We start from the raw sequence: 21459 nt of genomic DNA, 5'->3' as shown, positions 1-21459 counted from the left end.
ATCCCGTTTCACGACTTCTTTTAGCAGGTGACTCAAGCAATGGCAAAACCGAGCCGCACGTCGAAACCGTCGAAACAAGCCGGGGGAACCTTTCTTGGCGTCGTGCTGGGCCTGATCGTCGGCCTCGCGATCGCCGTGGTGGTGGCGCTGTACATCACGCGTGCACCGTCGCCGTTCGTCTCGAAGGTCGCACCGCCCGCCGACAACGGCGCCAGCCAGCCGCAATTCGATCCGAACCGCGCGCTGCAAGGCAAGACGCCGGGCCAGCCGGTGACGCCGCAAGCCGCCCAGCCGGCCCCGCCGAACACCGCGCCGGGCCAGGCCGCGAACCAGACCCAGCCGCCGCTCCTGCCGGAGCCGCAGATCGTCGAAGTGCCGGGCGCCAACACCGGCTCGTCCTCGTCGGACAGCAACGGCGTGGCCGTCGCACCGAAGCCGGCCGACAACAATCCGGTCACGCCGCCGCCGGCGAAGAAGCCGCAGGCGCCGGCCACGGCCGCCAATCCGGGGAGCACCGCCGGCACGCAGCCGCCGAAAACCGCGCAGCAGCAAGCGCCGAAGGCCGGCTCGACGCCGTCGGCCGCCAATCCGGCCGATGCGAACAGCGGCTACTTCCTGCAAGTGGGCGCCTACAAGACCGAAGCCGACGCCGAGCAGCAACGCGCGCGCCTCGGCTTCCAGGGCTTCGAATCGAAGGTCTCCAAGCGCGATGTCAGCGGCGTCACGTACTATCGCGTGCGCGTCGGCCCGTTCAACAAGTTCGACGACATGAACTCCGCGCGCCAGCGGCTGTCCGATGCCGGTGTCGATACCGCGGTGATCCGCTTCTCGAAACAGTAAGCCACTCGGCCGGCCGGCTGCGGCCGGCCCCTTGCAACCGTTCGAAACCCCAACATGAAAAAACTGCTCAGCACGCTGTTCCTGTCCCTGAGCCTCGCGGCGGGCCTCGTCGCGCAGGCCGCGTCGGCCGCTCCGGTCGCCGGCAAGGACTACGAGATCATGAAGTCGCCGCAGCCGGTGTCGGCGCCGGCCGGCAAGGTCGAGGTCATCGAGTTCTTCTGGTACGGCTGCCCGCACTGCTACGAATTCGAGCCGACGCTCGAGGCGTGGGTGAAGAAGCAAGGCAACAACATCGTGTTCAAGCGGGTGCCGGTGGCGTTCCGCGACGATTTCCTGCCGCACACGGCGATGTACTACACGCTGAACGCGCTCGGCGTGGCCGAGAAGGACACGCCGGCCGTGTTCAACGCGATCCACAAGGAAAAGAACTATCTGCTGACGCCGCAGGCGCAGGCCGATTTCCTGGCCACGCAAGGCATCGACAAGCAGAAGTATCTGGCCACCTACAACTCGTTCAGCGTGCAGGGCCAGGTCAAGCAGGCCGGCGAGCTGGCCAAGAGCTATGCGATCGACGGCGTGCCGACGGTCGTGATCCAGGGCAAGTACAAGTCGGGTCCGTCGTATACGGGCAGCATCGAAGGCACGGCGCCGGTGCTCGACTGGATCGTCCAGCAGGTCAAGGACAAGAAGCTGTAAAACCCCTCCTACCGCTCGGGACGCCGGCATGACCGCTCCACTCAAGGTCTTCATCACCGGCGCATCGAGCGGCCTCGGGCTCGCGCTCGCCGGCGCCTACGCGCGGCAGGGCGCGACGCTCGGGCTCGTCGCCCGCCGCGCCGAGGCGCTCGCCGATTTCGCGCGGCAGCATCCCGCTCTCCCCGTTTCGATCTATCCCGCCGACGTGCGCGACGCCGACGCGTTGCAGCGCGCCGCCGACGCGTTCGTGGCCGAGCACGGCTGGCCCGACGTGGTGATCGCCAACGCCGGCATCAGCCGCGGCGCGATCACCGGCGAAGGCGATCTCGCGGCGTTCCGCGAGGTCATGGACATCAACTACTACGGCATGGTCGCCACCTTCGAGCCGTTCGTCGCGCAGATGCGCGCGCAGCGGCGCGGCACGCTGGTGGGCGTGGCGAGCGTGGCCGGGGTGCGCGGGCTGCCCGGCTCGGGCGCGTACAGCGCGTCCAAGTCGGCCGCGCTCAAGTATCTCGAAGCGCTGCGCGTCGAGTTGCGCCCCGCGCAGGTCGGCGTGGTGACCATCGCGCCCGGCTACATCCGCACGCCGATGACCGAGCACAATCCGTATCGGATGCCGTTCCTGATGGATGCCGACCGCTTCGCCGACCGTGCGCTGCGCGCGATCGCCGCGCAGGACGCGTTCCGCGTGATCCCCTGGCAGATGGGCGTGGTGGCGAAGATCCTGCACGTCGCGCCGCGCTGGCTGTACGACCGCGTGTTCGAGAAGGCGCCGCGCAAGCCGCGCACGCCGGGGCCGGCCGCGGACTGAGCCTTGAGCGAGTTCGGCGAATCGGGCGGCGGCCTCGCCGTCGAGCCCTCCGCCCTCCGCCACGCGAACTGCCCACCGCCCGCCGCACCCGCGCGCCCCTCACCGGAAAACAACACCGCCCAGCCGGCCCGGCATCGATCCCGATGCGTCCGCAACCGCCGTCTCCGCCGCCGCGGCGGCCCCGCCGCGATCGCCGCGCAGCTTCCGGCGCGCTTTCACGCCCCGCCCGCTTTGACGGTATCCTAGTTGCCCGGCGCCCGGCCGCCAGCCGCCGCGCCCGCCGATAACAGACCAAGCCCGTGGGAGATCTCATGCGTTTCACGATGTTCGCCGCCGCCGCGCTCGTCGCCGCCGCCCCTCTCGTCGCCACCGCGAAGCCGCTCACGGTCTGCACCGAAGCGAGCCCCGACGGCTTCGACGTCGTGCAGTTCAACTCGCTCGTCACCACCAACGCCTCGGCCGACGTGATCTTCAACACGCTGGTGTCGTACGACGAAGCCACCAAGAAGGTCGTGCCGGCGCTGGCCGACAAGTGGGACGTCGCCGCCGACGGCCGCTCGGTCACGTTCCATCTGCGCCCGAACGTGGCGTTCCAGACCACCGACTACTTCAAGCCCACCCGCACGCTCGACGCCGACGACGTGGTGTTCACGTTCGAGCGCATGCTCGACAACGACAACCCGTGGCACAAGGTGGCCGGCGCGAGCGGCTTCCCGCACGCGCAATCGATGGGCCTCGTGAAGCTGGTGAAATCGGTGTCGAAGGTGGACGACCACACCGTGAAGTTCGAGCTGAACGAGCCGAACGCGACGTTCGTGCCGATCCTGACGATGGGCTTCGCGTCGATCTACTCGGCCGAGTACGCCGATCAGTTGCTGAAGGCCGGCAAGCAGCAGGACCTGAACGCCAAGCCGATCGGCACCGGCCCGTTCGTGCTCAAGAGCTACACGAAGGATGCGGTGATCCGTTACGACGTCAATCCGGCCTACTGGGGCGCCAAGCCGAAGGTCGACCGGCTGATCTACGCGATCACGCCCGATCCGACCGTGCGCGCGCAGAAGGTGAAGGCCGGCGAATGCCAGATCGCGCTGTCGCCGAAGCCGCAGGACGTGGCCGCCGCCAAGGGCGACAAGGCCGTCAAGGTGGTCGAGACGCCCGCGTTCATGACCGCGTTCGTCGCGCTCAACACCGAGCACAAGCCGCTCGACAACCCGAAGGTGCGCGAGGCGCTGAACCTCGCGTTCGACCGCGCGACCTACCTGAAGGTGGTGTTCGACAACACCGCGACGCCGGCCGTGAACCCGTATCCGCCGAACACCTGGAGCTACGCGAAGTCGATCTCGGCCTACCCGTACGATCCGGCCAAGGCCAAGCAACTGCTCGCGCAGGCCGGCTTCCCGAACGGCTTCTCGACCACCATCTGGGTGCGTCCGACGGGCAGCGTGCTGAACCCGAACCCGAAGGCCGGCGCGGAACTGCTGCAGGCGGATTTCGCGAAGATCGGCGTGAAGGCCGAGGTCAAGGTGATCGAGTGGGGCGAACTGATCAAGCAGGCCAAGCTCGGCCAGCACGACATGCTGTTCATGGGCTGGGCCGGCGACAACGGCGATCCGGACAATTACCTGTCGCCGCTGTTCAGCTGCAACGCCGTGAAGTCGGGCATCAACTTCGCGCGCTACTGCGATCCGCAGCTCGACAAGCTGATCGCCGACGGCAAGGACACCGCCGACGTGGCCAAGCGCACCAAGGCGTATGAAGCGGCGCAGAAGATCATCCACGATCAGGCCGTGTGGATCCCGCTCGGCTACCCGACCGCCTACGCCATCACGCGCACGAACGTGAGCGGCTATCGCGTCAGCCCGTTCGGCCGCCAGAACTTCGGCGCCGTTTCGGTGCAGTAAGCCCTCGGGGCGCCAACGAAAAACGGGCGGCGAACCTCGGTTCGTCGCCCGTTTTTCGTTTCGGGCCGGGCTTGCCCGGCCGCGACGCGCGAAACGCCTCGCCTCAGGCGGCCTTGGCCTGCGCCGGCCGGAACCGGAACACGCCGTCCGCGCCCGTCTCGCGCACCAGTTCGCCGTCCAGCCAGAGCAGGTGCAGATGCGCGATCGCCTCGCCGAGCGCGAACGTGAGCTGATGCACGTCGAGCTCGCGGCGGCGGAACATGATCGGCACGATGTCGGCCGCGCTCATCGGCTGCGCGGCACACGCCTCGCGCACCTCGTCGAGCCGCGCCGCATGATGCTCACGCAACTGCTGGATGCGCGTGCGCACGCCGCGAAACGGCTTGCCGTGCGACGGCAGCGCCAGCGTGTCCTCGGCCATCGGCTCGTAGCGCGCCAGCGAATCGAGGTAGAGCCGCAGCGGATTCGCTTCGGGCTCCAGATCGAAGACCGACACGTTGGTGGAGATGCGCGGCAACACCATGTCGCCCGAGATCAGCAGCTTGTCGTCCGCGCAGTGCAGCGCGCAGTGTTCGGGCGAATGGCCGAAGCCGGTCACCACCGTCCAGCGGCGCGCGCCGATCGTCACCGTGTCGCCGTCGCGCAGGCGGCGGTAGCGCGCCGGCACCGCGGGCACCAGGTTCGAGTAGTAGCTGTTGCGGTTGCGCAGCGTGTCGAGCTTGGCCTCGTCGGTCAGGCCGTGGCGCGCGAAGTGCTCGGCCGCCGCCGGGCCGCCCGCGTTCGAGCCGTTGCCGGCCGCCATCACGTTGCCGAACAGGTATTCGCCAAGCGTCATCCAGAGCCGCACTTGCCAGCGCTGGCGGTCGCCGCCCTCGCACAGCCAGTTGGCCAGCCCGAGGTGATCGGGGTGGCAATGCGTGACCAGCACGCGCAGCACCGGCAGGCCGTCCAGATGCGCATCGAACACCTGCTCCCAGTGACGGCGGATCTCGTCCGATGCGATCCCGCAGTCGACCACGGTCCAGCCGGCCTGCCCGTCGAGCTCGTCGCGCAGCAGCCAGAGGTTGATGTGATCGAGCGAGAACGGCAGCGGCATGCGCAGCCAGCGCACGCCCGGCGCGACTTCGAGGAAATCGCCGGCGGGCGGCAGCGTGTCGGCGAACGGGTAGTCGAGTTGGTGTTCCAGGGCGTTCATGGCGTCTCGTCTGTTGTATGCGGTCTTGCGCCGGAATCGGGCGGCGGGGTGTGGGTCGATTCTAGCGCGGGTGGTGCGGCGCCGTTCGGGCCGCGCGGCCGGCCCATGCAGCGCCAGGCCGCAGGCGCAGGCAAACGCGCGGGCGGCACGCGCGCGACGCAGCGCGCGACACGCCAGGGCAGCAAAAATATTTCCCGCCACGATCGCCCCCGAACCCGGCCGCTTGCCGGAAGATGCCGCCATCCGTCGCGATCCTCGCCGATCCGGCCCCGTACCGCCCGCACCGCGGCCGCGCGCACCTTAGGTTTCCGCCCGGCGCGGCGGTAAAATGGCGGCTCGCCCAGCCACGAGCACGGACGGCCCATGCACCACTTTCCCAAACTGCTATCGTCGCAAATCGGTTTCGATGTCGCCCAGACGATGCTGGAAAACTTCGATCGTCATTACCGGATCTTCCGGGATGCCGCCATTGAAGCGAAAGCCCGGTTCGAGGCCCGCGACTGGCATGGCCTGCAGGCGCTGGCGCGCGAGCGCATCACGTCCTACGACGCGCGCGTGCGCGAATGCGTGATCCTGCTGGAAGACGAATACGACGCCGAAACCATCGACGACGAAGTCTGGCAGCAGATCAAGCTGCACTACATCGGCCTGCTGACCACGCACCTGCAACCCGAGTGCGCGGAAACCTTCTTCAATTCGGTGTGCTGCAAGATCCTGCACCGCTCGTATTTCCACAACGATTTCATCTTCGTGCGCCCGGCGATCTCGACCGAGTACCTCGAGAACGCCGCGCCGGCCGCGAAGCCGGCCTATCGCGCCTACTACCCGGCGCGCGACGGGCTGGCCGCCACGCTCGAGCGGATCGTCACGCACTTCGAGCTCGCGCCGCCGTTCGAGGATCTGGCGCGCGACACGGCCTGCCTGATGCAGGCGATCGACGACGAATTCGGCGCGTTCGACGAGGCGGCCAACTTCCAGATCCACGTGCTGTCCTCGCTGTTCTTCCGCAACAAGAGCGCGTGGATCGTCGGCCGCATCATCAACGGCGATCGCACGCTGCCGTTCGCGGTGCCGGTGCGTCACGCCGAAGGCGGCGCGCTGGCGCTCGACACGGTGCTGCTGCGCCGCGAGCAGCTGCAGGTGGTGTTCGGCTTCGCGCACTCGTATTTCCTGGTGGACATGGACATCCCGTCGGCCTACGCGGGCTTTCTCGGCACGATCATGCCGGGCAAGCCGAAGGCCGAGATCTACACGTCGCTCGGCCTGCAGAAGCAGGGCAAGAACCTGTTCTACCGCGACCTGCTGCATCACCTGTCGCATTCGAGCGACCGCTTCATCGTCGCGCCCGGCATCAAGGGGCTCGTGATGCTGGTGTTCACGCTGCCGTCGTTCCCGTACGTGTTCAAGGTGATCAAGGATCGCTTCCCGCCGCCGAAGGACACCTCGCGCGCGCGCATCATGGAGAAATATCAGCTCGTGAAGCGCCACGACCGGCTCGGGCGCATGGCCGACACGCTCGAATATTCGAGCGTCGCGCTGCCGCTCGCGCGGCTCGACGACGCGCTGCTGCGCGAGCTCGAGCACGAGGTGCCGTCGCTGCTCGAATACGAGGGCGACAGCGTCGTGATCCGGCATCTGTACATCGAGCGCCGCATGACGCCGCTGAACCTGTATCTGCAGCACGGCAGCGACGCCGAGGTCGCGCACGGCGTCAGGGAATACGGCAATGCCGTGAAGGAGCTGATTCAGGCGAACATCTTCCCCGGCGACATGCTCTACAAGAACTTCGGCGTGACGCGCCACGGCCGCGTGGTGTTCTACGACTACGACGAGATCGAATACCTGACCGATTGCGCGGTGCGCCGCGTGCCGCCGCCGCGTCACGAGGAAGACGAAATGTCGGACGAGCCGTGGTATTCGGTCGGCCCGCGCGACATCTTCCCCGAAACCTACCGGCCGTTCCTGCTTGGCGACCCGCGCGTGCGCGAGGCGTTTCTGGCGCAGCACCCGGATTTCTTCGAGACGGCGCTCTGGCAGGACAGCCAGGACCGCGTGAAGCGCGGCGAACTGCCCGATTTTTTCCCTTACGACCCGTCGCTGCGCTTTTGCGTGCGCTACCCGGCGCGCTTCGCGCAGCCCGGCGCCGCGCCGCGCGCCGCGTGAGACGACGGCCCGATTTCAACTCGATAAACCCTGCACGGACCACCGCGATGAACGCCACCACTCACCCGCTCTCCCACCTGTTCGACAACAACGAAGCCTGGGTCAAGCGCAAGCTCGCCGACGATCCGCAATTCTTCGAACGCCTGAAGGATCAGCAGGCACCCGAATATCTGTGGATCGGCTGCTCGGATTCGCGCGTGCCGGCCAACCAGATCATCGGCCTGCCGCCCGGCGAAGTGTTCGTTCACCGCAACATCGCCAACGTGGTCGTCCACACCGATCTGAACTGCCTGTCGGTGCTGCAGTTCGCGGTCGACATCCTGAAGGTCAAGCACATCATGGTGGTGGGCCACTACGGCTGCTCGGGCGTCAACGCCGCGCTGACCAACCGCCGCGTGGGCCTCGCCGACAACTGGCTGCACCACGTGCAGGACGTGCGCGACCGCCACGCCGCGCTGCTCGACGAATGGCCGGTGGGCGAGGCGCGCTACCGCCGCCTGATCGAGCTGAACGCGATCGAGCAGGTCGTCAACGTGTGCCGCACCACCATCGTCAACGACGCCTGGTCGCGCGGCCAGCCGCTGACGGTGCACGGCCTCGTGTACGGCGTGCACGACGGCCGCATGCGCAACCTCGGCATGGCGGTGTCGTCGCCCGAGGAGCAGGCCAGCGTCTATCAGCGCTGCGTCGAGGCGCTGTCGGCCGGGCGCGCGCGCGGCGAGGAGAACGACAACGACATGGTGACGGCCGACGCGGCCAAGCTCGCCGATGTCGCGGAACAGGTCGCGAACACCTTGAAGGAGACCAAGCATGACAACTGTTGATCAGGATCCCGTCGTCATCGCGGCGGCGGCCCGCACGCCGATCGCGGGCTTCCAGGGCGCGTTCGCGCCGCTCACCGCGCCGCAGCTCGGCGCGGCCGCGATCGCGGCGGCGCTGGAGCGCGCGGGCGTGGCGCCCGAGCAGGTGGGCGAAGTGCTGATGGGCTGCGTGCTGCCGGCCGGCCAGGGCCAGGCGCCGGCCCGCCAGGCCGCGCTCGGCGCGAAGCTGCCGCTCGGCACCGGCTGCACCACGATCAACAAGATGTGCGGCTCGGGCATGCGCGCGGCGATGTTCGCGCACGACATGCTGCTGGCCGGCTCGGCCGAGGTGATCGTGGCGGGCGGCATGGAGAGCATGACCCACGCGCCGTACCTGCTGCCGAAGGCGCGCGGCGGAATGCGCATGGGCCACGGCCAGGTGCTCGACCACATGTTCCTCGACGGCCTCGAAGACGCCTACGACAAGGGCCGCCTGATGGGCACGTTCGCCGACGAATGCGCGGCCGAATTCGGCTTCACGCGCGAAGCGCAGGATGCCTACGCGATCGAATCGCTGGCGCGCGCGAAGCACGCCAACGAGAGCGGCGCGTTCGCCTGGGAAATGGCGGGCGTCACGGTGCCCGGCAAGAAGGGCGACACCGTCGTCTCCCGCGACGAGCAGCCGTTCACCGCGAACCCCGACAAGATCCCCACGCTGCGCCCCGCGTTCGGCCCGAACGGCACCGTGACGGCCGCCAACGCCTCGTCGATCTCCGACGGCGCGGCGGCGCTCGTCATGATGCGCGCGTCGACGGCCGAACGGCTCGGCGCCGCGCCGATCGCGCGCGTGGCCGGCCACAGCACGTTCGCGCAGGCGCCGTCGCGCTTCACCACCGCCCCGGTCGGCGCGCTGCAGCGCCTGTTCGAGCGCACCGGCTGGCGGCCCGGCGATATCGACCTGTTCGAGATCAACGAAGCGTTCGCGGTGGTGGCGATGGCCGCGATGCGCGGGCACGGGCTGCCGCACGAACGCGTCAACGTCAACGGCGGCGCCTGCGCGCTCGGCCACCCGATCGGCGCGTCGGGCGCGCGCATCCTCGTCACGCTGCTCGGCGCGCTGCGCGCGCGCGGCGGCAAGCGCGGCGTCGCGAGCCTCTGCATCGGCGGCGGCGAAGCCACCGCGATGGCCGTCGAACTGATCTGAACCCGCTATTCCGGGCGGGGCGCCTGCCCCGCCAGCAAGGAGATCTCCTGATGAAAACCGTCCTGATCGTCGGCGCCTCGCGCGGCCTCGGCAGGGAATTCGTCCGCCAATACCGGCGCGATGGCTGGAACGTGCTGGCCACCGCCCGCGACGCCGCCTCGCTCGACGCGCTGCGCGCGCTCGGCGCCACCGCGCACGCGCTCGACGTGACCGACGCCACCCAGCTCGCCGGCTTCGGCTGGAAGCTCGACGGCGAACGGCTCGACGCCGCGGTCGTGGTGTCGGGCGTGTACGGCCCGCGCACGCAGGGCGTGGAAACCATCGACGCGGCCGATTTCGACGCCGTGATGCACACCAACGTGCTCGGCCCGATGCAGTTGCTGCCGATCCTGCTGCCGCTCGTGGAAGAGGCGCGCGGCGTGCTCGCGTTCGTGTCGAGCCAGATGGGCAGCACCGGCGACATGCGCGGCACCACCGGCTGGCTGTATCGCGCCAGCAAGGCCGCGCTCAACAACGTGGTGCGCGCCGCCGCGCTGCAAACACGCGAGGCGGCCTGCCTGTCGCTGCATCCGGGCTGGGTGCGCACCGACATGGGCGGCGACGCCGCCGCGCTCGACGCCGAAACCAGCGTGACCGGCATGCGCCGCGTGCTGGCCGAGGCCGCCGCCGACATCGGGAAATCGAACGGCCGCTTCCTGCAATACGACGGCGAGGCACTGACGTGGTGAGCGCGTCGCCCGAGCGTCCGGCCGCCTGCCCGTGCGGCGGCGCGCAGCCGGGCCGCAAGCCCGAGCGCGCGCCGCAGTACGCGGCCTGTTGCGGCCCCCTGATCGACGGCGGCACGCCGGCGCCGAACGCGTGGCAACTGATGCGTTCGCGCTACACCGCCTATGTGCTCGGCGCGACCGATTACCTCCGCGCCACCTGGGATCCGGCCACCTGTCCCGCCGATCTCGACGGCGAAGACGGCCCGCGCTGGCTCGGCCTCGACATCAAACGTCACGTCGAACAGGACGCGCGCCACGCGCTCGTCGAGTTCGTGGCGCGCTTCAAGCAAGGCTCGCGCGCCCATCGCCTGCACGAAACCAGCCGTTTTTCGCGCGACGAGCACGGAATCTGGCGCTATATCGACGGCGATGTAAACGAACGCTGAATCCACGCTGCTGTCACGGAACGCAGATAAAGAAAGGGTTTTTACTGCGTTGCACAAGCTGAATTTGTCGGGCTAGGATGGATCCGGTTTCAAACGAATCGGGTCGCAGGTATCGACATGGCGTGGAGCAAGGTGTTTGCAGGTTGGATGGCGGCGTGCGTGCTGTCGGCCGCCCAGGCCGGCACGCTTGCCACGCCCGAAACGTCCGTGCCGGTGGCGGCGGTATCGTCTTCAAACGTTGCGGGCGCGCTGGCCGCCGAACGTTTCGATTACAACGAACCGGGCCTGCCGCAGGTCACGGCCGACATGAACGAGCAGATCATCCGGATTCCCGCCGACAGCAGCGGCGCCGTGATGCTCGAGGCCACCGTCTTCAAGCCGAACGGCCCCGGCCCGTTCCCCCTCGTCGTCTTCAATCACGGCAAGAACGCAGGCGATCTGCACGACCAGCCGCGCAGCCGGCCGATCGCGTTCGCGCGCGAATTCGTGCGCCGCGGCTACGCCGTGGTCGCGCCGAACCGCGAAGGCTTCGCCGGCTCGGGCGGCACCTACGTGCAGGAAGGCTGCGACGTCGAGCGCAACGGCATGGCGCAGGCGCGCGACGTCAGCGCCACCGTCGATTACATGGCGAAGCAATCGTACGTCGATGCGAACCGCATCGTCGTGGCCGGCACCTCGCACGGCGGCCTCGTCTCGCTCGCCTACGGCACCGTCGCCGCGAAGGGCGTGCGCGGCATCATCAATTTCTCGGGCGGCCTGCGCCAGGACCTCTGCGACGGCTGGCAGAAGAACCTGGTGGGCGCATTCGATTCGTACGGCGAGGAAACCCGCGTGCCGTCGCTGTGGATGTACGGCGACAACGATTCGGTGTGGTCGCCGGCGCTGGTCGAGCGGCTGCGCGAAGCGTACGTGTCGCACGGCGCGAGCACGCTGTTCGTCGATTACGGTGTCTACAAGGACGACGCGCACCGCCTGATCGTCGATCGCGACGGCGTGCCGGTGTGGTGGCCGTCGGTCAACGCGTTCCTGGCCGAACTGCACATGCCCACCACGGTGCTGTACGCCGTGGCCTGCCCGCACACGCCGTCGGCCTCGGGCTACGCCTCGATCGATGCCGTGAACGCCGTGCCGTTCCTCGATGCGGCCGGCCGCGACGGCTATCGTCACTTCCTGAGCCAGCATCCGAGCCGCGCGTTCGCGGTGTCGTCCGAAGGCGCGTGGTCGTGGGCCGAAGGCGGCGACGATCCGATGGCGCTGGCGCTCGACAACTGCCGCAAGCAGGGCACCGGCCCGTGCCGGCTCTACGCGGTCGACAACGCGGTGGTCTGGCGCAGCAACGACGCCACCGCCACGGCGCAGGCCATTGTGCCGGCCGATGCGGTCGTGGCGCGTCCGCTGGCCAGCCGGTAAGCGGTTCCGCGGCCGCGTCCGGTCGCGCCGCGTTTCTCTCCCGCTTTTCGTCATTTGGCATTCGCCGCACGTCGCTTCGAGACGTGTATCGAGCGAGATCGTTTCGTCGCTGCCCCGCCGCCGCACGTTGCAACGGCACGTGTGCCGAGCGGCGTCGCTTCGATCCCCGCCGGTTCATCAACGCCTTGCCGCCACGCGTTGCGTCGGCATGTGCGTCGAGCGGCGTCGTCTCGATCCCTCCCGTGGTTCGTCAACGCCCCGCCGCTGCGTATTGCAACGGCATGCCCGGCGAGCAGCGACGCGCCAATCCCCGCCGGTTCATCAACGCCTTACCGCCCCGCCCCGCATCGGCACGTGCGCCAAACGTCGCCGCCTTGATCCCTCCCCGTTTCGCCAGCACCGCGAACGCGCCACGCCGCCCGATTTCCGCCGGTCGGGTGCCCGCGGATTGCCGTCGTCATCTCCGGGCTTTTCAAGGCATCGCGCCCGAACCGTCGCCAGCGCCCCCAAACATCGCCGAACGCCATGCCCGACAAGGCTTTCGCGGTTTGTAACCGATGCTGCGCCAAGCCCGGAATCGCGATAACCTCTGGCGGTTTTTGCACGCAGGCGCGTGCGCGGCCGCCGTCGAAGCCCGACGCGCCCCGGCCGCCATCGCCGATTCGCCCGCGCGGCCGCTCCGGCGCCGCCCGCCCGAATCCCGCCGCGCCGCGTCCCGTTCCGGAGCCGTTTTGAGCACACAACCCGACGACTGGGTTGCGCGCAGCCTGCGCGCAGTCTGGCACCCCTGTACGCAGATGAAGCACCACGAGCGCATGCCGCTCGTCCCCGTCGCACGCGGCGCCGGCCCCTGGCTGTACGACCGCGCCGGCGCACGCTACCTCGACGCCATCAGCTCGTGGTGGGTGAACCTGTTCGGCCACGCGAACCCGCGCATCAACGCCGCGCTGAAGGCGCAGCTCGACACGCTCGAGCACGCGATGCTGGCCGGTTGCACGCACGAACCCGCGATCGAGCTGGCCGAGCGCCTCGCCGCGCTCACGCAGCACACGCTCGGCCATGCGTTCTTCGCCTCGGACGGCGCCTCGGCCGTCGAGATCGCGTTGAAGATGAGCTTCCACGCCTGGCGCAACGCGGGCCGCGGCGAGAAGCGCGAGTTCGTCTGCGTGGCGAACGGCTATCACGGCGAGACGATCGGCGCGCTCGGCGTGACCGACGTGGCGCTGTTCAAGGACGCCTACGATCCGCTGATCCGCCACGCGCATGTGGTGGCCTCGCCCGACGCGCGTCAGGCCGCGCCCGGCGAAACCGCCGCCGACGTGGCCGCGCGCGCGCTGGCCGACGTCGACAAGCTGTTCGCCGAACGCGCCGGCTCGATCGCCGCGCTGATCGTCGAGCCGCTCGTGCAATGCGCGGCCGGCATGGCGATGCACGATCCGTCGTACGTGCGCGGCCTGCGCGCGCTGTGCGACCGCCACGACGTGCACCTGATCGCCGACGAGATCGCCGTGGGCTGCGGCCGCACCGGCACGTTCTTCGCCTGCGAGCAGGCCGACATCTGGCCCGATTTCCTGTGCCTGTCGAAGGGCATCAGCGGCGGCTACTTGCCGCTCTCGCTGGTGCTGTCGCGCGACGCCATCTACGAGGCGTTCTACGACGACGACACCGCGCGCGGCTTCCTGCATTCGCATTCGTACACCGGCAACCCGCTGGCCTGCCGCGCCGCGCTCGCCACGCTCGACCTGTTCGCCAGCGACGACGTGCTGGCCGCCAACGCGCGCAAGTCCGAGCGCCTGGCCGCCGCGCTCGCGCCGCTCGGCGCGCGCGACGAGATCCGCCATCTGCGCCAGCGCGGCACGATCTTCGCGTTCGACGTGGCGCTCGAGCCCGAGCAGGCGCGCGGCTTCTCGCGGCGCTTCTTCGAGCAGGCGCTCAAGCGCGAGCTGCTGCTGCGCCCGATCGGCACCAGCGTCTACCTGATGCCGCCGTACGTGCTCGACGACGGCGAACTCGACTGGCTCGCCGCGCAAACCCGGGCGACGCTCGACGCCACGCTCGCGGAGGTGCGCGCATGAGCGCCAAACCGAACCTGCTCGCCGCGCTCGAACGCGGCATCGCCGAACTCGACGCGCAAGGGCTGCGCCGCGTGCGCCGCACCGCCGACACGGCGTGCAGCGCGCACATGACGGTGGACGGCCGCGAGATCGTCAGCTTCGCCAGCAACGACTACCTCGGCCTGGCCGCGCATCCGGCGCTGATCGAGGCGTTCGCCGACGGCGCGCGCCGCTACGGCTCCGGCAGCGGCGGCTCGCACCTGCTCGGCGGCCATTCGCGCGCCCACGCACGGCTCGAGGATGAGCTCGCCGCGTTTTCCGGCGGCTTCTGCGACGCGCCGCGCGCGCTCTACTTCAGCACCGGCTACATGGCGAACCTCGCCGCGCTGACCGCACTGACAGGCCGCGGCGCCGCGATCTTCTCCGATTCGCTGAACCACGCCTCGCTGATCGACGGCACGCGGCTCTCGCGTGCCGACATCCACGTATATCCGCACGGCGACGCGGACGCGCTGGCCGCGCTGCTGGCAGCCTCGACGGCCGACACCAAGCTGATCGTCACCGACACGGTGTTCAGCATGGACGGCACCATCGCGCCGCTGCCGCGCCTGATGGCGCTGGCCGAAGCGCACGGCGCATGGCTCGTGATCGACGATGCGCACGGCTTCGGCGTGCTCGGCCCGCAAGGGCGCGGCGCACCGGCCGCGTATCAATTGCGCTCGCCGAACCTGATCTACGTGGGCACGCTCGGCAAGGCCGCCGGCGTGGCGGGCGCGTTCGTGATCGCGCACGAAACCCTGATCGAATGGATGATCCAGCGCGCGCGCAGCTACATCTTCACGACGGCCGCGCCGCCTTCGGTGGCGCACGCCGTGTCGGCCAGCCTGGCCGTGATCGGCGGCGACGAAGGCGATGCGCGACGCGCGCATCTGGCCGCGCTGATCGAGCGCACCCGCGCGATCCTGCGCAACACGCGCTGGCAGCCGATCGATTCGGCCACCGCCGTGCAGCCGCTCGTGATCGGCGAGAACGACGCCACGCTGGCCGCGATGCGCGCGATGGACGCGCACGGCCTGTGGGTGCCGGCGATCCGCCCGCCCACCGTGCCGGCCGGCACGTCGCGGCTGCGCGTATCGCTGTCGGCCGCGCATTCGTTCGAGGATCTGGCGCGGCTCGAGGCCGCGCTGGCCGAGGCCGGCGCGGCGGAGGCGGCGGCATGAGCGCGCTCTCCTGCTTCGTCACCGGCACCGATACCGAGATCGGCAAAACGTTCGTGTCGGCCGCGCTGCTGCACGGCTTCGCGCGGCACGGCCTGCGCGCCGCGGCCATGAAGCCGATCGCGGCCGGCGCCGAAGAACGCGACGGCGTGCTGCACAACGAGGACGCCGACCAGCTCGACGCTGCCGCCAACGTGGCGCTGCCCGACGCGATCCGCACGCCGTTCATGCTGAAGGCGCCCGCCGCGCCGCATATCGTCGCCGCGCAGGAAGGCGTGACGCTCGACATCGCGCCGATCCTCGCCGCCCACGCGCACGCCTGCCAGCAGGCCGACATCGTGGTGGTGGAAGGCGTGGGCGGCTTTCGCGTGCCGCTCGGCCCGAGCGCCGACACGGCCGATCTGGCCGTCGCGCTGCAACTGCCGGTGGTGCTGGTGGTGGGCGTGCGGCTCGGCTGCATCAACCACGCGCTGCTGACCGCCGACGCGATCGCCGCGCGCGGCCTGCGCATCGCCGGCTGGGTCGCGAATCGCGTCGATCCGGCCATGCTGTACGCTGACGAGAACATCGCCACCGTCGCCCAGTGGCTCGACCGCGAACACGGCGTGCCGCTGATCGGCGAAATCGCCCACATGACGCCGCCCGCGCCCGACCAGGCCGCCGCGGCACTCGACATCGACCGGCTGCTGACGGCGCTGCGCGCCGCGCGGCCCTAACAGTTCGTTCCCCGCTCTTACGAGGACTCCCGACCATGACCCAAGCCCACACCGCCGCCACGGACGCCGCCAAGACGCCCGACGCCGTGACCATCGCCGCGCCGGCCTCGCCGCGCTGGCGCGTCGCCGACGTCGTCAAGCTCTACGAGCTGCCGTTCAACGATCTGCTGTTCCGCGCGCAACAGGTGCACCGCGAGCATTTCGACGCGAACGCGATCCAGCTCTCCACGCTGCTGTCGATCAAGACGGGCGGTTGCGAGGAAGATTGCGGCTACTGCTCGCAATCGTCGCATCACGAGACGGAACTGAAGGCCAGCAAGCTGATGGATGTGGACGCCGTGCTCGACGCCGCGCGCGCCGCCAAGGAAAACGGCGCGACGCGCTTCTGCATGGGCGCCGCGTGGCGCAGCCCGAAGGAACGCCATATCGAGCCGCTGGCCGAGATGGTGCGCGGCGTGAAGGCGATGGGCCTCGAAACCTGCATGACGCTCGGCATGCTCGACGATGGTCAAGCCGAGGCGCTGTCGGAAGCCGGCCTCGACTACTACAACCACAACCTCGACACCTCGCCCGAGTTCTACGGCCAGGTGATTTCGACGCGCACCTACCAGGACCGCCTCGACACGCTCGACCGCGTGCGCGACGCCGGCATCAACGTGTGCTGCGGCGGCATCATCGGCATGGGCGAATCGCGCCGCGAACGCGCCGGCCTGATCACGCAGCTCGCGAACATGAGCCCGTATCCGGAATCGGTGCCGATCAACAACCTCGTCGCGATCCCGGGCACGCCGCTCGAAGGCACCGCGCCGCTCGATCCGCTCGAATTCGTGCGCACCATTGCGGTGGCGCGGATCACCATGCCGAAGGCGATGGTGCGTCTGTCGGCCGGCCGCGAGCAGCTCGACGATTCGATGCAGACGCTGTGCTTCATGGCCGGCGCGAACTCGATGTTCTACGGCGATCAGTTGCTGACGACGAGCAACCCGCAGGCGCAGAAGGATCGCGACCTGCTGGCGCGGCTCGGCATGCGCGCGGAAGCGGCGCAGCAGATGCCGGTGGATGCGAAGGCCGATGCGGTGAAGTGCGCGCACGCGCCGGGGCCGGTGGCGAACTGAGTTTTCTAGTTCGCTTCGCTTGAATGAAATCGGCGCACCGCGGTTGGGTGCGCCGGTTTTGTTTGGGGGTGGCCGGATCGTCGCGATTCACGCTAGCATCGCCATTCCCTTCCGCTCGAACGGACCGACCATGCCGCCCTATCCAACTGCCCAATCCGTGCCGCGCGGCGAGAACAAGGACAAAATCGTGGCCCAGGCACGCCGGACCTTTTCCGGATCGTTGGCCAACAACACCAAGTGGAACGAGCTGATCGCGTACATGCGCGGCAAGGACGGCTGGCGCCCTTCGTACCGATCGAAATGGGTGACTGGCCACATCTCCGATTGGGATGCCGAGTGGCTCTATCACTTGCCGCTACCGTTCGTCGGCGTCGCGTGGCTCGACATCGGGCTGCATGAACCGGGCGAAACCCGTTACGCGCCGCGCCTCGATCACACCGAATCGATCTCGCGCAAGCTCGCCGAGATCGGCTTCGAATTCGAAGTGCGTGGAGACGTCGCGCGAATCTGGGGCTACGCGCCGAAGTGCTACGAAGATTTCCCACCGGCCGGATAGCGCGACCGGCGGCCGCTCACGCTCGCCGCCTCAGCGCCCCACCCCATCCAGCGTCGTCCGCACCTTCGCCACCAGCCGCGCATCCACCGGCCCCCACGTCTCGCCGCGCTCGCGCACGCCCGAGCCGAGGTGCACGGCGCGCACGCCCGTGATGCGCACGAATTCGCCGAGGTTGTCGGCCGTCAGGCCCGCGCCGGCCAGCACTTCGCACGATTGCCCGGCGGCGCGGCGCGCCAGGCGCGTGACCGCGTCGCGCCCGGCCAGCACCGACGGATGGCCGCCCGAGGTCAGCACGTTGGTGACGGCGGGGGTCTTCAGCAAGGTATCGAACGCGGCGTTGAGATCGCGCGACACGTCGAACGCGCGATGGAACGTGAGCGGCTTGCCGCCGGCGGCGTCCACGATGCGCGCCAGCGCGGCCGTGTCGATGTCGCCCTGCGCGTTCAGCGCGCCGAACACGATACCCGAGGCGCCGGCGGCCACCGCGGCGCGCGTGTCGCGTTCGAGAATAGCCAGCTCGTCCGGGGCGTAGACGAAACCGCGCGCATGCGGGCGCACGATCACGTTGACGGGAATCGACACGGCGGCCGTGACGGCCTCGATCAGGCCGATGCTCGGCGTCAGGCCGCCCTCGGCCAGGCCGGTGACGAGTTCGATGCGATCCGCGCCCGCGCGCGCGGCCGTCTGCGCGTCGGACAGCGTGGTGGCGATGACTTCGAGAAGAATCGGCGCGGCAGGCATGGAGGCGGCTCCGGTTGGGTCGGCGGAACCGGCATCGTAACCGAGAAGCCGCCCCCCACGCCGCGCCCGGCTCGCCTCAGGCGGTCCACACCCCTTCGTGCCAGTCGATGTCGCCGCACAGCACGTGCAGCGCATCGTCGGCGCCGCGCACCGCGATCGACAGCGTCACGCACGGCAGCGCCTCGTTGATCGACAGATACGGCTTGGTCACGTGCACGCGATTCGGCTCGGCGATCGCCGCGCGGAAATACGGCCGCCGCAGCCAGTTCGCGCCCTGCGCGTCGGCGAGCGGCAAAAAGCGCGTTTCGTGCGACGCGCGATCGGCGCGCAGCACCACGTTGCGGCCCGCCTGACGGCCGTGCGCATCGAGCAGGAAACAGCGCGCCGCGTCGTCGAGCGCGAGGAAGTTCCAGCACACCTCGTCGAGCGATTCGCCGGCCGCGAGCCGCTCGGCCGCGCGCTCGAACGCGCGCAGATACGGCGCGATGCGCTGCGCGTCGCGCCGCTCGCGCGCCTCGGTCTGCAGCCGGTAACGTTCGGTCAGCTCGCCGATGCAGGCGGATGCCGTGGCGCCGTCGGTCAGCCCGGCCGCCGGCCGGCCGAAGAAGTAGCCCTGCACGAAATCGGCCTCGCAGGCGAGCGCGACCTGCGCGTCGTGCTCGGTTTCGATGCCCTCGATCAGCACCAGCTTGCCGGCCTCGTGCAGCAGCGTCACGAGCCCGTGCAGGATCGCGATCTGCCCGCTGCGGTGCTGCGCGTGCGACAGCATGATGCGGTCGAGCTTGACGATGTCGGGGTTCAGTTGCCAGATCCGCTCGATGTTCGAATGGCCCGCGCCGAAATCGTCGAGCGCGATCAGGAAGCCGTGCGAGCGGAACGCCTGCACGGCGTCGGCCAGGCGGTCGAGATCGTCGGCGCGCTGCTCCAGCACTTCGAGCACCACGCGGCGCGGCGAGATGTCGAGCCGCTTCAGGTTCGCCAGCAGCGCGGCGGCCTGGAACGGGTCGGTCAGCACGCCGGGGTGCACGTTCAGGAACAGCCACTCGCGCTCGGCGCCGAGCAGCGAGAAATTCTCGAGGTGCAGCGCCTGCGCGAGCCGGTCGACCTGCATCGCCTCGCCGCGCCGCGCGGCCTGCCCGAACACGTCGAGCGGCGACACCGGCCGGTCGAGCGCGTCGTGCGCGCGCAGCAGCCCTTCGTAGCCCACCGCGCGCTGATGCGACAGGCTGAAGATCGGTTGAAACATGCTCGACAGCGCCAGATCGCGGTGGCTCGACGCCACCCGCTCGAAACCGGACGTCACCTCGCGCTCGAACCGGTAGGGCGAACCCGACGACACCGGGGCCGTCATCGCCAGCGGCCGTTCCTGCTGCATGGTCAACATGCGACGTCCCTCCTGATGGCCGCCGCCGTTGCCGGCGCGCGACCCGTTATCGATCCGCTGCTCATCATTGCACCCTCGGTCATTCCACCGTGTTGTCCGTCAGGTATAAGCAAGCTCCGTGCTCACTCTCGAAAATCGCTCGAAGCCGCGCCGGCGTTGGCGCAATGCACCGCCTTGCGATCTCGAATGCACCGACTCGGTGCACGCCGGCACGACGCCGTTCATCGTCGCGCGCTACACTCGCCCGTTCCCAGCCTTACGAGAACCCGACTCTATCGATGGAAATCGTCTTCACCGTCCTGATTTTGCTGCTCGCGGTTGCGCTGTCCGGCATCGCGATCCGTCTGTTGCCCTGGCGCCCGCCGCTGCCGCTCGTGCAGATCGCCATCGGCGCCGTGCTGGCCTGGCCGCGCCTGCGTCTGCACGTGAGCTTCGATCCCGAAATCTTCATGCTGCTGTTCATCCCGCCGCTGCTGTTCGCGGACGGCTGGCGGATTCCGAAGCGCGAGCTGTACCTGCAACGGCGCGCGATCCTGATGCTGGCGTTCGGGCTGGTGTTCATCACGGTGGTGGCGGTCGGCTATTTCGCGCACTGGCTGGTGCCGGGGCTGCCGCTGCCGGTGGCGTTCGCGCTGGCGGCCGTGCTGTCGCCCACCGACGCGGTGGCGCTGTCGGGCATCGCTGGCAAGGGCCGGATTCCGCCGCAACTGATGCACATCCTCGAAGGCGAGGCGCTGATGAACGACGCCTCGGGCCTGGTGGCGCTGAAATTCGCGATCGCCGCCGCGCTCACCGGCGTGTTCTCGCTGCGCGAGGCCTCGCTCGATTTCGTGATCGTCGCGAGCGGCGGCCTGGCGGCCGGGGCGGCGCTGGCCTGGCTGTTCAGCACGCTGTCCACGCGCTTCCTGAACGCCGCGCAGGAAGGCGATCCGGCGCCCGGCATCGTCATGACGCTGCTGATCCCGTTCGCGTCGTACCTGATCGCCGAGCATTTCGGGCTGTCGGGCATCCTGTCGGCCGTGGCGGCCGGGATGATGATGAATTACACGAGCTTCTCGCGCAGCAGCACGGTGGCCGCGCGGGTGCGCGCCGAGAGCACCTGGTCGATGATCGAGTTCGTGTTCAACGGCATGGTGTTCATCATGCTCGGCCTGCAGATGCCGCAGATCATCGGCCGCGCGCTGCTGTCGGCGCACCACGAGAGCGACGCGCTGGTGGCCGCGATGATCGGCTACGTGCTGGCGATGCTGGCCGCGCTGTACCTGATCCGCTTCACCTGGATCTGGCTGCTGCGCTGGATCGCGAGCCTGCGCGCGGCGCGGCGCGGCCTGAGCGGCAGCATGCCGGGCTTTCGCACCATCGCGCTGATGACGGTGGGCGGCGTGCGCGGCGCGGTCACGCTGGCCGGCGTGCTGTCGCTGCCGGTGGCGCTCGGCAACGGCGCGCCGCTGGCCGGGCGTGACACCGCCATCTTCATCGCCTCGGGCGTGATCCTCGCCTCGA

At 69.4% G+C, this 21459-nt stretch carries 19 protein-coding genes; 16 read left to right on the top strand and 3 right to left on the bottom strand.

From position 1 onward, the window contains the following. Positions 1-39 precede the first annotated feature (39 nt). The 4 genes from G3N92_RS12200 (at position 40) to G3N92_RS12185 (ending at position 4248) form a co-directional block, all read left to right on the top strand. On the top strand, positions 40-840 hold the full coding sequence (locus tag G3N92_RS12200) for an SPOR domain-containing protein (RefSeq protein WP_206127727.1): 801 nt from the start codon (positions 40-42) through the stop codon (positions 838-840). A 54-nt stretch (positions 841-894) separates the two neighbouring features. Next, entirely contained in the window at positions 895-1536 is a 642-nt protein-coding gene (locus G3N92_RS12195) for a thiol:disulfide interchange protein DsbA/DsbL (protein ID WP_206127726.1), read from the top strand. Positions 1537-1564: 28 nt separating this feature from the next. Continuing rightward, complete coding sequence (locus G3N92_RS12190; protein WP_206127725.1) at positions 1565-2347, top strand: SDR family oxidoreductase; 783 nt, start codon at positions 1565-1567, stop codon at positions 2345-2347. Positions 2348-2658: 311 nt separating this feature from the next. After that, positions 2659-4248, top strand: coding sequence for an ABC transporter substrate-binding protein (locus tag G3N92_RS12185; RefSeq protein ID WP_206127724.1), 1590 nt, complete (start codon positions 2659-2661; stop codon positions 4246-4248). A gap of 103 nt (positions 4249-4351) precedes the next feature. Here the strand turns inward: G3N92_RS12185 and G3N92_RS12180 are convergent, their stop codons facing one another. Beyond that, positions 4352-5443, bottom strand: a complete 1092-nt coding sequence (locus G3N92_RS12180) for an MBL fold metallo-hydrolase (RefSeq protein ID WP_206127723.1) — start codon at positions 5441-5443, stop codon at positions 4352-4354. A gap of 363 nt (positions 5444-5806) precedes the next feature. Between G3N92_RS12180 and aceK the strand changes: the two genes are divergently transcribed. From aceK to G3N92_RS12125, 11 genes are all read left to right on the top strand, one after another. Next, on the top strand, positions 5807-7606 hold the full coding sequence (gene aceK / locus G3N92_RS12175) for a bifunctional isocitrate dehydrogenase kinase/phosphatase (RefSeq protein WP_206127722.1): 1800 nt from the start codon (positions 5807-5809) through the stop codon (positions 7604-7606). Positions 7607-7653: 47 nt separating this feature from the next. Next, positions 7654-8430 (top strand): carbonate dehydratase, encoded by a 777-nt coding sequence (gene can / locus G3N92_RS12170; protein WP_206127721.1) that lies wholly within the window; start codon positions 7654-7656, stop codon positions 8428-8430. Then, positions 8417-9610 carry an acetyl-CoA C-acetyltransferase gene (locus G3N92_RS12165; protein ID WP_206127720.1) on the top strand — a complete coding sequence of 398 codons (1194 nt, stop codon included), beginning with the start codon at positions 8417-8419 and terminating at the stop codon, positions 9608-9610. Before can ends, G3N92_RS12165 begins: the two co-directional genes overlap by 14 nt. Positions 9611-9660: 50 nt before the next feature. Next, complete coding sequence (locus tag G3N92_RS12160; protein ID WP_206127719.1) at positions 9661-10338, top strand: SDR family oxidoreductase; 678 nt, start codon at positions 9661-9663, stop codon at positions 10336-10338. Continuing rightward, positions 10335-10763, top strand: a complete 429-nt coding sequence (locus tag G3N92_RS12155; protein WP_339385901.1) for a YchJ family protein — start codon at positions 10335-10337, stop codon at positions 10761-10763. Before G3N92_RS12160 ends, G3N92_RS12155 begins: the two co-directional genes overlap by 4 nt. A 117-nt stretch (positions 10764-10880) precedes the next feature. Further along, positions 10881-12173: a CocE/NonD family hydrolase gene (locus tag G3N92_RS12150; protein WP_206127717.1), complete on the top strand. Its 1293-nt coding sequence runs from the start codon at positions 10881-10883 to the stop codon at positions 12171-12173. Positions 12174-12904: 731 nt separating this feature from the next. Next, positions 12905-14248 (top strand): adenosylmethionine--8-amino-7-oxononanoate transaminase, encoded by a 1344-nt coding sequence (gene bioA, locus G3N92_RS12145; protein ID WP_206127716.1) that lies wholly within the window; start codon positions 12905-12907, stop codon positions 14246-14248. Beyond that, a complete protein-coding gene (gene bioF, locus G3N92_RS12140) occupies positions 14245-15447 on the top strand; it encodes an 8-amino-7-oxononanoate synthase (RefSeq protein WP_206127715.1) in 1203 nt (400 codons plus the stop codon). Before bioA ends, bioF begins: the two co-directional genes overlap by 4 nt. After that, positions 15444-16160 (top strand): dethiobiotin synthase, encoded by a 717-nt coding sequence (gene bioD / locus G3N92_RS12135; protein WP_206127714.1) that lies wholly within the window; start codon positions 15444-15446, stop codon positions 16158-16160. The genes bioF and bioD overlap by 4 nt, the downstream gene beginning before the upstream one ends. Positions 16161-16195: 35 nt before the next feature. After that, a complete protein-coding gene (bioB, locus tag G3N92_RS12130) occupies positions 16196-17275 on the top strand; it encodes a biotin synthase BioB (protein ID WP_206127713.1) in 1080 nt (359 codons plus the stop codon). A 19-nt stretch (positions 17276-17294) separates the two neighbouring features. After that, positions 17295-17831: a DUF6678 family protein gene (locus tag G3N92_RS12125; protein ID WP_241014744.1), complete on the top strand. Its 537-nt coding sequence runs from the start codon at positions 17295-17297 to the stop codon at positions 17829-17831. A gap of 30 nt (positions 17832-17861) precedes the next feature. Here G3N92_RS12125 and G3N92_RS12120 read toward each other — a convergent pair whose 3' ends face one another. After that, positions 17862-18572 (bottom strand): copper homeostasis protein CutC, encoded by a 711-nt coding sequence (locus G3N92_RS12120; protein ID WP_206127712.1) that lies wholly within the window; start codon positions 18570-18572, stop codon positions 17862-17864. Positions 18573-18648: 76 nt separating this feature from the next. Next, on the bottom strand, positions 18649-19956 hold the full coding sequence (locus G3N92_RS12115) for an EAL domain-containing protein (RefSeq protein ID WP_206127711.1): 1308 nt from the start codon (positions 19954-19956) through the stop codon (positions 18649-18651). 278 nt (positions 19957-20234) lie between these two features. Between G3N92_RS12115 and G3N92_RS12110 the strand changes: the two genes are divergently transcribed. Next, on the top strand, positions 20235-21459 hold a 1225-nt coding region (locus G3N92_RS12110), incomplete at its 3' end, for a Na+/H+ antiporter (RefSeq protein WP_206127710.1).

Origin of the sequence: Burkholderia sp. Ac-20379 (assembly GCF_017104645.1) — a bacterium.
In the GTDB taxonomy this organism is placed as follows: Bacteria; Pseudomonadota; Gammaproteobacteria; order Burkholderiales; family Burkholderiaceae; genus Burkholderia.
Note: the sequence above shows the minus strand (reverse complement) of the source record. Positions and strands in the feature narration are given on the sequence as shown.

What these genes read in the sequence shown, in the direction of transcription:
- G3N92_RS12150 (WP_206127717.1), top strand. Translation starts at nt 10,881, where the DNA reads ATGGCGTGGAGCAAGGTGTTTGCAGGTTGGATGGCGGCGTGCGTGCTG.
- G3N92_RS12165 (WP_206127720.1), top strand. Translation starts at nt 8,417, where the DNA reads ATGACAACTGTTGATCAGGATCCCGTCGTCATCGCGGCGGCGGCCCGC.
- G3N92_RS12195 (WP_206127726.1), top strand. Translation starts at nt 895, where the DNA reads ATGAAAAAACTGCTCAGCACGCTGTTCCTGTCCCTGAGCCTCGCGGCG.
- aceK (WP_206127722.1), top strand. Translation starts at nt 5,807, where the DNA reads ATGCACCACTTTCCCAAACTGCTATCGTCGCAAATCGGTTTCGATGTC.
- G3N92_RS12200 (WP_206127727.1), top strand. Translation starts at nt 40, where the DNA reads ATGGCAAAACCGAGCCGCACGTCGAAACCGTCGAAACAAGCCGGGGGA.
- G3N92_RS12180 (WP_206127723.1), bottom strand. Translation starts at nt 5,443, where the DNA reads ATGAACGCCCTGGAACACCAACTCGACTACCCGTTCGCCGACACGCTG.
- can (WP_206127721.1), top strand. Translation starts at nt 7,654, where the DNA reads ATGAACGCCACCACTCACCCGCTCTCCCACCTGTTCGACAACAACGAA.
- bioD (WP_206127714.1), top strand. Translation starts at nt 15,444, where the DNA reads ATGAGCGCGCTCTCCTGCTTCGTCACCGGCACCGATACCGAGATCGGC.
- G3N92_RS12190 (WP_206127725.1), top strand. Translation starts at nt 1,565, where the DNA reads ATGACCGCTCCACTCAAGGTCTTCATCACCGGCGCATCGAGCGGCCTC.
- G3N92_RS12115 (WP_206127711.1), bottom strand. Translation starts at nt 19,956, where the DNA reads ATGTTGACCATGCAGCAGGAACGGCCGCTGGCGATGACGGCCCCGGTG.
- bioF (WP_206127715.1), top strand. Translation starts at nt 14,245, where the DNA reads ATGAGCGCCAAACCGAACCTGCTCGCCGCGCTCGAACGCGGCATCGCC.
- G3N92_RS12160 (WP_206127719.1), top strand. Translation starts at nt 9,661, where the DNA reads ATGAAAACCGTCCTGATCGTCGGCGCCTCGCGCGGCCTCGGCAGGGAA.
- G3N92_RS12120 (WP_206127712.1), bottom strand. Translation starts at nt 18,572, where the DNA reads ATGCCTGCCGCGCCGATTCTTCTCGAAGTCATCGCCACCACGCTGTCC.
- G3N92_RS12185 (WP_206127724.1), top strand. Translation starts at nt 2,659, where the DNA reads ATGCGTTTCACGATGTTCGCCGCCGCCGCGCTCGTCGCCGCCGCCCCT.
- bioB (WP_206127713.1), top strand. Translation starts at nt 16,196, where the DNA reads ATGACCCAAGCCCACACCGCCGCCACGGACGCCGCCAAGACGCCCGAC.